Below are 9,438 nucleotides of genomic sequence, written 5' to 3'. Positions count from 1 at the left end.
ATTCGATTATATCTGGAAGCAGACAGCAATTCCCATGGAGTCAAAATGTGTTCTCTGCGTCGAGGATGCTCGTGCTCAATTGACCGCCGGAACAAGTGTGATTTTGGTGGATGGCGTGGAACGAGGTTTGGTACTTTCAACGCAAAGTATGCAGTTTCGTTCTGTACAAGAACCGAGCGGCGAAAGCAATATACGTGGATCACGTGAGGGATTCACCGAATTACTGCGCGTCAATATTAGTCTGATTCGTCGTTTAATACGTAGCGATGAGCTTATGGTAGAAACAATGACACTTGGAGAGCGTACGCAGACCGAAATTGCTCTTCTTTATAATAAAAAATTGGTTTCCGATTCACTTTTACGTCTTGTAAAAGAAAGGCTCGAAACAACGAAACTGCCATTTGTCTTTGATAGTGGATACCTCGCTTCCTTTTTACAAAGAAGCCGCTTTTCTTTTTTTCAAGCCGTTGGATATACAGAGCGTCCTGATACGTCCAGTGCCAAAATCTGCGAGGGGAAAATCATTATTTTAGCAAATGGAAGTCCCTTTGCTATGATTGTTCCATACTTTTTTAATGAGAACTTTCAAAGTATGGATGATTACTCGGAAAAAGCATATTTTTCGTCTTTGATACGCGTATTTAAATACCTTGCTTTTTTTCTTGCGGTCATGCTTCCTGGTGTGTTTGTTTCCATCGCCAACTTCACACCGGAATTGTTGCCACCCCAATTGCTTTACAAAGTAGCATCTGCTGAATTGGCTACACCATTGCCGCTTTTCCTAGAAGCACTTTTTGTGAATTTTTTGCTTGAAATTGTGCGAGAAGCAGGACTGAGACTTCCTAAGCCCATTGGCCATTCGGTAAGCTTGGTCGCGGCTTTAATTGTGGGAGATGCGGCAGTTAGTACGGGAATTCTTGGCACTCCGGTTGTAATCGTTACCGCATTGACCGCTATTTGCACTTATGTAGTTCCATCTCTTTATGAGCCAGCAACGGTTTTACGGATTTTGTTCATTCTTGCAGGCGGACTTTTAGGTCCACTTGGAATTTCTGCGCTTACGGTGTGGATGTTAAGCAATCTATGCAGTATGAATAGTTTTGGTATACCTTACCTTTCTCCCATTGCACCTGCGAGCCGTGCTTTTTTAAGAGATGGAATCATACGTGCTAATTGGAAAACACTTGCAAAGTCAAATTTTTCTGTAAATCAATTGCAAGAAAGGCCGGAGAAAAATAATGAATAGACAAAAACTCAATGCCAAAACGTTACTTCCGGCTTTGTTTTTGATGGTAACCATTGACTTGGCAATTACTTCATTTATGGAAAAAGAATATTTTCGTGCGCAGATTGCTATACCGGCCACTGTGATCGATTCTATTCTGATATATGTGATTTTATTATTTGTACTTCGGTTTTCCTCTGGAAAATGTTTTGGACGCGGACTTCAATTTTTATTGTTGTTGATTATGGCGTTCAGTTGTGGATGTACTCTCGTTCGCACAGAACAATTTTTTCGCTTTACAAGCGATGCTTCCTACACGTCATTGGCGGTATACGTCGTTTTTCTGATGCTTTTATTTTACGTGCTTCGCACGGGCATGGAAGCAACGATTCGATTGGCTAACCTTCTCATTTGGCCATTTGCTGGTTCACTGATCTTACTCATCATCGCCAATATCGCTCAGATGAAACCGGAAAACTTAATATTAAAGCCTTTTTCAATGGGGGATATTTTACACGCAGCTTTCTCTGGCTTTTTTCTATCGCCGGTACTTTTGCTGGTGTTGAATTACCTTCAAGTGAAGAATCCTGAAAATAAAAATTCACTTGCAAAATTTTTCTGGGCCTTTACTCTTTTGACAATATTTTTAAAATTATGTGAGGAAATGGTACTTGGTGAACAAACGGCTCAACAAACACAAGTCCTTCACTCTTTATCCAGATTGGGACGACTCTCCGTATTTAAACGGTTAGATGCGTTGCATGTATTTGTTTGGTCAATGGCAGAAGCAGCTAAAGCTTCGGTGTATGTTTGTGCCGTTCAGAGCAGTTTATTACGTATAACCCCAAATCGTATGCACTCAGAGCTTAAGTCCATTGGATGTGTCGCGATTGGACTTGGTTTAGCACTTTTGTGTCCAGAATCCTTACAGGAATGTATTCAGAGTGTTGGAACAGGTGTTTTTATGCTTATGCTTATTCTACAGGTCTGCCTTGAAAGGAGACTGCATCATGCGGAAAACAATGGTTAAAACAATGTTAACCGTTCTAATGTGCTTTGTGCTGTGCGGCTGTTTTCAAAGTCGAAGTTTAGGAGAACGAGCAATTGTAAAAGCAGTCTATATGAATACGCTTGCCGATGGAAAGATAGAGGCAGCTTTAGTAGTATTTACTTGTGAGCCTAATTCGGATACTGCTTCCGTTACGGGCAAAGCCAAAATTTACATGGCAAAAGGAGATACGTTAGAAGAAGCTTTGTATCTTGCGGAACAGCAACAGAATAAAAAAGTATTTTATGCACAAAATGAACTTTTACTTTTGGGGCCGGGAGCGACAAAAAATATTTCTTCCTATCTCAGCTACTTTGGTCAAGAAGATGTCGGACGGTTGAATCTTTCCGTATATTTGACGGAATTGGAAGGCGATGAATTTTCCAAGTGTGATGATATAATTGAAAATGTAATTCAAGAAGGGGAAAGGCTTACAGATCGAACATTAACTCAGGCGAGTCCGGCAAAAAGTATTTACGAATCGATCCCCGGAGAAAAGGGAGAAAGCGGATGGCTTCCGGTTTTGGAATTCTCTCCCGAAGAAGATTATATTGGTGTAAAAAAAGCATTTCTTTTTAAAGAGGACCAGTGTTATGAGGTATGGAATGCAACAGAACTTCAGGTTGCCTTAATGCTGGATGGAAAAAGTCAAAGATTGTCTACACAGGCACAATACGATGGACAAGAAATTTCTTTGAAAACGGGTCCGCTTACCATGGAAACACAAGTGCTGGAAAAAGAAGATGATTTGTTACTTCAGCTTTCCATTTCTGGGCGATTAGAGCATTTAAGTATCGATGGAAAAACAGTTTCCATTAATCGTTCATCGCAAGAACTCATTATGGCTAACCGGTGGTTGGTGGATACCGTGTCAAACATTGTGAGCCAAACTTTTTATGAAAAGAATGATGTGTTTCAATGGGAATGGTGGCTTCGTCTTCATGATGCTAAGCGAATAGAAGCGTGGAAGTCACAGGATCAGATGGAATCGCATATCCAAATTCAGGTGATAGGGAACTTGTCGGATTCCTAAATATAAAAAAGAGGCCCTGTTTTTACAGGACCTCTTTTTTGAATTATTTAAGAATCTTATCTGCTACATACAATCCGTGAGCAGCCGCTTGTGACAAGGAACGGGTAAATCCCGTACCGTCGCCAACCGCATAAATTTTTTCACATCCGTCCAATTCGAAATCTGTACAATCGGGCCGTGCAGAGTAATATTTGCATTCCACACCATACAGAAGTGTGTCATAGTTCATTGTTCCAGGAGCGACTTTATCCAAAGCGCCCAAGGTCTCTACGATGTTATCAAGCTGGCGTTTCGGCAAGCATAAGCTCAAATCGCCAGGAACTGCATTCAAAGTAGGACGAACTGTGCTTTGAGCCAAACGTCTTGCATCGGTCCGGCGTCCCGCAATCAAATCTCCTAGCCGTTGCACCAAAACACTGCCACCGCTGATTAGATTGGCAAGCCCTGCCACACTGCGCGCATATTCAATTGGCTCTTTAAAGGGCTCTGTGAAGCGAATGGTCGAGAGCAGGGCAAAGTTTGAATTTTCGCTTTTCTTAGCCTCATCAACATAGGCATGTCCGTTTACCGTCAACACACCGGAGGTGTTTTCCATTACAACTTGACCGCGTTCATTGAAGCAGAACATGCGTGTTACATCGCCATATTGTTTAGAGCGATACCAAATTTTAGGCTCATAAATCTTTTTAGAAAAATCTTCCCATACGACGCTGGGGAGTTCAACACGAACACCGATATCCACTTGATTGTTTTTTAAAGGGATTGCGTTTTTGGTACACCATTTTGCAAAGAAACGGCTTCCAACGCGACCTACTGCAAATACAATATGTTCCGCACTAATTGAATCATTGCCTTGGTTATTAGAATAATAGACCGTATGGGTAGCCTTGTCTACATCGGTAACATCTGTGTCCGAAAGAATCGTGACGCGCTCTTTCAAGAATGAAACCATTTTGCACATGGTGGCAAAGTTAGCATCTGTGCCCAAATGTTTTAGCTGTGCTTGTGACATGTGCAAATCATATTCTAAACACTTCTTCTTTAACTCATTGTTGGGCATAAAACGTTCCGCGGGTGCACCGAAAGACTGAAGAATGCCATCTGCTTGTTCAATATAATCCAAAACCGTTTTCGGCTCTAAAAACTCGGGCAGCCATCCACCGTATTCAGTGGAGATTACGTATTTTCCGTCTGAAAACGCACCTGCGCCAGCAAGTCCCTCCATGATAGCGCAGGACTTGCATTTAATGCAGGTTGAGACCTTTCCAGCTACAATCGGGCATAAACGCTTTTCTATATCATGTCCTTTTTCAAATAAGATAACTTTTAATTCGGGGGATTTTGTGCAAAGTCGATATGCATTCATCAACCCTCCAATTCCACCACCAATAATAGCTACATCATATTTTTGCATAATAAGCATGCTCCTTTATTTTTTGTATTCTGCAATCGCTCGCTCATATACATTCAAGACTTGAGCAATAAATTCTTTTTTACCGTAACGGTTAGTAAAGGCCGTCACACGTTGGCGCCTGGCCAGTTTTTGATCAGTTGTTAAAGCTGCCTGTTCAAAGATCAATGTTCCAAATCCTTTGGAGGATGTAAAGGTTTCACCATTTTCACCGCTTTGGATTTGATTTTTATTGTAAATATCTAAACGTTGCAATACATATAAACCACTAGCCATGGCCTCCAACATGGAAATTGAGTTCATCTCCGACAAAGACGCTGTGGCAAAAAGATCACATGCATGATAATAAGGGGGGAGATTGGCATGTTCGATTCGGCCAAGCAATTTTACCTGGGATGAAATGTCCAAGTCTTGAATTTGTCTGGAAAGATTGTCTTTTTCAGGACCATCGCCAATAATAAATAATTTGTATTGGTCGTCGCCTTTGCAATTTTGTGCGAAAAAGTCAATCAAAGTATCAATGCTTTTTTCCTTTCCAAGACGCCCAACGAAACAAAGAGCGGTATCCCCATCCCTTATTCCGAGAGATTGCCGGATAGAACGGACATCGTCTGAAGAAACGTTTTGAGGTAAAAAATCAGATAAATCGACGGTATTGGGAATAATATTGATATGTCTTTCTACGCCGCATCGACGAAGAAATTCCACAACCTTAAGCGACGGGCCGATAATTTCGGTTGCTTTGTTTGCCGTACTACGAAAATACAGATGCGCTGCAGGTTTTACCATCTGTTGACCGAATTTATGTGGGGCTACATAGAAAAGATAATCGTCGTACATTGTATGCAATGTATATACAATGGGCTTTTTCAGTTTTCTGGCGGCAAATTGAGCAAAAATCCCCATACTAAATTCTGTATGAATGTGTAGAATATCGGGATTAAACTGACGGATAATATTTAATCGCTCCATATTCAGAGGATTCGAAAATCCATAGCCATAAATCCGTTTCATTGGAATTGCAGGACAATATAATACACCGTCTTTTACATAATGCCGGTTGGTTTTAGGGCTGGCGGTCACGATCAATACCTCGTGTCCTTCATCCTCCAAAGCCTCTTTCAACGTTTGAATATGCGTTACAATTCCACTTATAAAAGGAAAATATGTCTCAGCAAAAAGGGCAATTCTCATTATTGCATCTCCTTATCGCAATTGGAATTTGCAAAAGCACAGTTACAATTTATTATATCAGAATTAAATCGTTTTGAGAAGAGATTTTTGTTTTGGTTTCTAGATAACGATAATGTTTTTCAGAATTTAAAAAAAGTAAAAAAATCGCTTAAATCTGTCCCAGTTTTCTATTTAAAAGCAAATTGATATCTGGTTGACGTTATTATATAATAAACATGGGTAACACTCTTTTCGTCCAATCTTGGAAAAGTGAGGTTTTGATGATGGTGAATTTCAGTGTTTCTCTTGATAAAATCGTAAAACAGATGAATCTTCGGGTCGCATACACGCCTAAGGATTTGAAAGAAATTCCTATTCGGTCCGCAGATGTGAATCGACCAGGTCTTCTATTAGCGGGATATGATGAATACTTTGACCGTACCCGCATTCAAATTCTTGGAAATGCAGAAATGGGTTATCTGCATACTTTGCCAGAAAATGAACGCAGAAGCCATGTTCACACTCTTTTTTCTATGAAACCGCCTGCGGTGATTGTCACAAGAGATTTGACAATTTGTGATGCAATTTTTGAGTTTGCAGAACAATATCAGGTCCCTGTTCTTGGCAGTTCTGAGAGCACCTCTAGTATGATGAGTGGTTTGATTTCCATTTTGAGTGTAGATTTAGCCCCGCGTATCACAAGACATGGAGTTCTTGTAGAAGTGTATGGCGAAGGACTGCTAATTTTAGGCGAAAGTGGCGTTGGAAAAAGTGAAACCGCCATCGAACTGGTAAAGCGTGGACATCGTCTGATTGCCGATGATGCTGTGGAACTGCGGCGGGTATCAGATCGTACTATTTTGGGTACGGCTCCCGAGAATATTCGCCATTTTATTGAACTTCGTGGCGTAGGCATCATTAATGTGGCACGAGTATTTGGTTCTGGTGCTATTAAAATGAGTGAGAAAATTGATCTTGTAGTTCATCTGGAACCTTGGGATAAAACTAAAAATTATAGTCGGACAGGACTGGAAACGGATACAACAGAAATTTTGGGACTGCCGCTTCCCAGCACGGTAATTCCAGTCATGCCCGGTCGAAATCTGGCCGTAATTTTGGAGGCGGCTGCGATCAATAACCGTCAAAAGAAGATGGGTTATAATGCGGCTCAGGATCTTTTGGCGCGTCTTGGACTGGAAAATGATGTAAATGGTTAAACAGTAAAGAGGGATTCTATGGAGATCATTGCCGATCTACACACACATACCATGGTGTCAAATCATGCTTTTAACACGATTACGGAAATGGCGCGGCGTGCTCATGACCTTGGACATTTTGCATTAGCAATCACAGACCATGGTCCTTTGATGCCAGACAGTGCGCATCCGTGGTATTTTCACAATTTAACGACTTTGCCGCATCGCATGGAAGACATTTGGGTTTTAAAAGGAATGGAAGCAAATGTGTGCAATGTGGATGGGACACTTGATTTTGACTGTGATACGTTGAAAAAGTTAAATTTGGACTGGCTAATTGTGTCTATACATTCTGATACATTTCCTGGACCAGTGAAGGAAGATACAGTGACTCAGTTGTGGATCAATGTGGCCGAAAATCCACTTGTAGATATGATAGGACATTCGGAGAGTCGATTCTATCCATATGATTATGACGCGGTTACTCAAGTTTTTTCGTCAAAGAAAAAAGTAGTGGAACTGAACGCTAATTCTTGTGTTGTTCGACCTGGCAATGAGCAGAATCTCCGGAATTTGGCACTTGCTTGCAAGAAAAATCAAACGATGGTGGCTGTCAACTCCGATGCGCATTCAATTTATCATCTTGGGCGCGTCAATAATATTCTTGAACTATTGAAAGATATTGATTTTCCGCCGGAATTGATTGTTAATGCTTCGAAAGAAAACTTCATTCGCCTGCTTCGCGAGCGCCAAAAAACAATTCTAAAATTTATGGAGGAAACAGAATGAAACGATATACACTTGGAGTAGATTTAGGCGGAACCAATATTGCGGTTGGTCTTGTAGACGAGGCGTATCATATCATCGACCATCTTTCCCGCAAAACAAATTTGCCGCGGCCAGAATCTGAGGTGGAGCAGTCCATAGCCGAAATTTGTCGTGAATTGGTGGAACGAAACCATTTATCATTTGAACAGGACATTCTTTGGACGGGAATTGGAACTCCGGGAAGTGTCAATCCCAACACGGGAATCATTGAATTTAATGCGAATTTTGGTTATTGGGATTGGCATTTGACAGATGCAATGGAAAAGCTTCTTCCGGGAAAAGTATATATTGAAAACGATGCGAATGCTGCGGCGTATGGAGAATATATTGCTGGTGGTGCGCGAGGAAGCCGTAGTGCAGTGGTTATTACCTTGGGGACTGGAATTGGAAGCGGAATTATCCTGGACGGAAAGATTTTTTCTGGTTTCAATTCGGCAGGCGCAGAGATAGGGCATACTGTTATTGAGATGGATGGCCGGCCTTGCATGTGTGGGCGAAAGGGCTGTTGGGAAAAATATGCTTCTGCACGTGCTCTTGAGGAGGATACTCGTGCTGCATTGGAAGCTCATAAAGATAATATAATGTGGAAAATGGTTGATGGTGATTTAAAAAAGGTAAATGCCAAAACTGCATTTGACGCAATGCGTGCCGGTGATACACTCGCAACGGAATTGGTCGAACAATTTGTTCGGTATGTAGCTTGTGGCCTGATTAACGTCATAAATATTTTTCAACCGGAAATTATTTGTATTGGTGGTGGAGTTTCTCGCGAAGGGGAAACTTTAATGGCCCCGCTGCGTAAACTTGTGGATGAAGAAGATTTTGCTCGCAATAGCAATCATCGAACAAAAATCGTAGCCGCTGAGTTGCATAATGACGCGGGTATTATTGGCGCCGCAAGTCTCGGCCGTCAAAATAATAAATAATAGGGCGTGTATCAATGGAAAAAATCGATGCTGTTTTCAACTGGATGATTCAACAGGAAATTCCCTGTGCGCGGAAGGAGCCCATGTCGCGTCATACCTCTTTTAAAATCGGTGGACCTGCAGAAATTTATTGCACACCGGAAAATGCTAAGCAATTACAGGCTGTACGGGATAAATGTACAGAACTTGGGGTGCGCACTTACCTTTTAGGACGCGGGACAAATGTATTGTTTTCTGACTCCGGTTACAACGGCGTAATTATTCGTGTAGGAGAATCTTTTAGCCGGATTGAAGTACAAGGTAACATTGTAAAAGCCGGAGCTGGGGCATCGTTGTCCAAAGTTTGTCTTGCGGCTGCGGATGCAGGACTGTCCGGCATGGAATTTGCTTTTGGAATTCCGGGGTGTGTTGGCGGTGCAGTTTATATGAACGCCGGTGCTTACGGGGGCGAAATAAAGGATATTTTACGCGATGTGACATTTTTGGACGATCAAGGACATGAAATTACTCTTGACGCACAATCGCTTTCTCTGGGATATCGTACGTCTGCCTTTGCATACATGCCCTGGTGTATTTTGTCGGCAAACTTTGTTCTGTC

General features: G+C 41.6%; 9 protein-coding genes. 7 read left to right on the top strand and 2 right to left on the bottom strand.

Features of this window, described 5'->3' with window-relative positions; all coding sequences use genetic code 11:
* The 3 genes from AB5H98_RS11570 to AB5H98_RS11560 form a co-directional block, all read left to right on the top strand.
* The coding region (locus AB5H98_RS11570; RefSeq protein ID WP_367926050.1) for a spore germination protein at window positions 1-1,246 on the top strand (1,246 nt) is incomplete at its 5' end.
* Window positions 1,239-2,255: a GerAB/ArcD/ProY family transporter gene (locus AB5H98_RS11565; protein WP_367926049.1), complete on the top strand. Its 1,017-nt coding sequence runs from the start codon at window positions 1,239-1,241 to the stop codon at window positions 2,253-2,255. The genes AB5H98_RS11570 and AB5H98_RS11565, both read left to right, overlap by 8 nt.
* Window positions 2,236-3,306: a hypothetical protein gene (locus AB5H98_RS11560; protein WP_367926048.1), complete on the top strand. Its 1,071-nt coding sequence runs from the start codon at window positions 2,236-2,238 to the stop codon at window positions 3,304-3,306. The genes AB5H98_RS11565 and AB5H98_RS11560 overlap by 20 nt, the downstream gene beginning before the upstream one ends.
* Before the next feature lie 43 nt (window positions 3,307-3,349).
* On the opposite strand, the gene AB5H98_RS11555 is transcribed toward AB5H98_RS11560, so the two are convergent.
* Window positions 3,350-4,720, bottom strand: coding sequence for an NAD(P)/FAD-dependent oxidoreductase (locus AB5H98_RS11555; protein WP_367926047.1), 1,371 nt, complete (start codon window positions 4,718-4,720; stop codon window positions 3,350-3,352).
* 15 nt (window positions 4,721-4,735) lie between these two features.
* Window positions 4,736-5,911 carry a glycosyltransferase gene (locus AB5H98_RS11550; RefSeq protein WP_367926046.1) on the bottom strand — a complete coding sequence of 392 codons (1,176 nt, stop codon included), beginning with the start codon at window positions 5,909-5,911 and terminating at the stop codon, window positions 4,736-4,738.
* A gap of 263 nt (window positions 5,912-6,174) precedes the next feature.
* Here AB5H98_RS11550 and hprK point away from each other — a divergent pair, with 263 nt between their 5' ends.
* The 4 genes from hprK to murB form a co-directional block, all read left to right on the top strand.
* Window positions 6,175-7,107: an HPr(Ser) kinase/phosphatase gene (gene hprK, locus AB5H98_RS11545; protein WP_367926051.1), complete on the top strand. Its 933-nt coding sequence runs from the start codon at window positions 6,175-6,177 to the stop codon at window positions 7,105-7,107.
* Window positions 7,108-7,125: 18 nt separating this feature from the next.
* Window positions 7,126-7,875: a phosphatase gene (locus AB5H98_RS11540; RefSeq protein ID WP_367926045.1), complete on the top strand. Its 750-nt coding sequence runs from the start codon at window positions 7,126-7,128 to the stop codon at window positions 7,873-7,875.
* Entirely contained in the window at window positions 7,872-8,840 is a 969-nt protein-coding gene (locus AB5H98_RS11535) for an ROK family protein (RefSeq protein WP_367926044.1), read from the top strand. The genes AB5H98_RS11540 and AB5H98_RS11535 overlap by 4 nt, the downstream gene beginning before the upstream one ends.
* Window positions 8,841-8,854: 14 nt before the next feature.
* Window positions 8,855-9,438: UDP-N-acetylmuramate dehydrogenase (gene murB / locus AB5H98_RS11530; protein ID WP_367926043.1), on the top strand; the 584-nt coding region annotated here is incomplete at its 3' end.

The organism is uncultured Ruthenibacterium sp., assembly GCF_963558415.1.
Taxonomy (GTDB): Bacteria; Bacillota; Clostridia; order Oscillospirales; family Ruminococcaceae; genus Ruthenibacterium.
Note: the sequence above shows the minus strand (reverse complement) of the source record. Positions and strands in the feature narration are given on the sequence as shown.